Here is a 1,859-nt window from a genome sequence, read left to right as displayed (position 1 = left end):
CCATCAACCGGTACTCAGATCATGCCAGTGGAGGCGGGGTTTTCACACAGCCTCGGTCGAAAGCAGCCATCCGCCCTACCCCGATAACCAGCCCTAACCGTCACGGCGTCCCGCTCACAGCGTTGCGGATCCGAGCGCCATTACGCCATCGCCGTAGGATCGCCAAGGCGACCACGAGCAGTGTCGCCAGCGTCCCGAGTCCAACCCACACCGCTCCTCGGCCGATGCCCATTGTTTGCATCAGCAAGCCCAGCTTTCCTTGCGCCATAGCCGGAGGATGCACTTTCAGTTCCGCATCGCTCACGCGGCGTCCCACAAGGAAATCGGCGATATGCGCGGCCATTTCAGGGTTGCCTAACCACAGTTCGTCGTCATGGCTGGCACCGCGGACGAGCAAATGAGCGGCATCACTGAAGCCGGGCAACAGCGCCTCGGCATTTGCCGGCGGCGTGCGGCCATCGAGCGTACCGCTGACAAACAGCGCCGGCACGCCGCTCTGCAGGGGCATCCGGAACGCTTCGCCGAGATCCGCCAGCCCCAGGCCATCGCCGATCATCGGAAAGGGAAAGTTCAGCGCGTCGCCGAACAGGCTGTCCTTCGCCTGCGCTTCGGCCATGGCGCGTCGATGCGGACTCTGGCCGGATGCCACATCCATCGCCAGCGGCATGGCCCGGAACTCGCCGAGCTGCCCGCGCACCGCAAGCACCAGGCTTGCCAGCAGGTCGTAGTCCCCCGCTTCGGCATCGCGCAAGGCCAGAGGCAGCATCTGCTGGGTGGAGCGTCGTCCGAGCGCGGCCGAAATCGCCAGCTGCGCGTCGTAGACGCCGAAGGTCACTTCCCTGCCCCGGTGCATGAGGCTGCGGCCTCGTGCGGGTTCCTGGCGCAGCTTGGCCAGCACGCGTCTGGTCATTCCTGTCAGGTCTTCAAACCCCTGCTCCCGGGCGACAAGGGCAAGGTCGGCGAGCACCGTATCTGCCGCGAGCGGTAGCTTCAGGGTGTCGTCGGGCCCTTCAACGCCGATCAGCACCACGCGGTCGATGCCCGCACCGTGCAGGCGGAGGCTTGCCAGGGCCAGGTGAGTGCCGTAGCTCATGCCCCACAGGCTGATCCGCGATACGCCGAGCGCACGCCGCAGGTCCTCGAGGTCGGCGGCACTCTCGGCCGTGGTATAGGACGCCAGGTCGATGCCCTCCTCCCGCCAATAGGCGACGCATCGGGCGGCAGTGTGGCTCAGCGCCGCCAGCGCGACTTCGCGCTCCAACGGCTTGGCATCGTCGAAGCGCTGGACGTACGGGCACGGCGGAGGAGGCTCCGACAGGCCGGTGCCCCGCTGGTCGAACAGCAGGACGTCGGTTTCGCGCCGGACCTGGTCGAACACCGGCCAGCGCGGTCCGCGTGCCGTACCAACGCCGGAGCCGCCAGGACCACCGGCAAGATAGACCACAGGTGCGGCGCTGCCATCGCCACCGGTGGCCGGCAGGCGCACGACGCGCAGCCGCATGCGCGGGCCGTCCGGTTCGTCGTGCCGACGCGGTACGTCCAGAAACGCGACCTGCGCGTCGATCGCGCCGTGTCGCTCGGTCTCAAACACGTAAGGTGCGAACTCCAGCGATGTATTAGCGCCGTTCGCATGCGCCAGCAGCATCCCCACGAACAACATGCAGGCCGCCATCCAGAAAACGGGAAGCGTCAACGATCGGGGGCTCGGTCTGGAGATCACACACAGGGTATCGGGCATGACGGGTTCCGGATGACAGGATGCAAAAGCGCTCCGCCAGCATCCACGCCGCCCCGAAGATCAGGGCGACGTCCCCCCGCTTTCAGTAGCGGGGCGATTTAGAGTCCGGGGTTGATGGTAG

The 1,859-nt window shown here is 66.7% G+C and carries 1 protein-coding gene; it reads right to left on the bottom strand.

Annotated features, from left to right (window positions below; all coding sequences use genetic code 11):
• Positions 1-100: 100 nt before the first annotated feature.
• On the bottom strand, positions 101-1,738 hold the full coding sequence (locus SPK54_RS13550; protein WP_330948396.1) for an alpha/beta fold hydrolase: 1,638 nt from the start codon (positions 1,736-1,738) through the stop codon (positions 101-103).
• Positions 1,739-1,859: the final 121 nt, after the last annotated feature.

It is taken from the genome of Thermomonas sp. LB-4, from assembly GCF_036409385.1.
Taxonomy (GTDB): domain Bacteria; phylum Pseudomonadota; class Gammaproteobacteria; order Xanthomonadales; family Xanthomonadaceae; genus Thermomonas.
Note: the sequence above shows the minus strand (reverse complement) of the source record. Positions and strands in the feature narration are given on the sequence as shown.

Bases quoted from the DNA above. Each gene is read 5' to 3' on its own strand.
- SPK54_RS13550 (WP_330948396.1), bottom strand. From the start codon at position 1,738: ATGCCCGATACCCTGTGTGTGATCTCCAGACCGAGCCCCCGATCGTTG.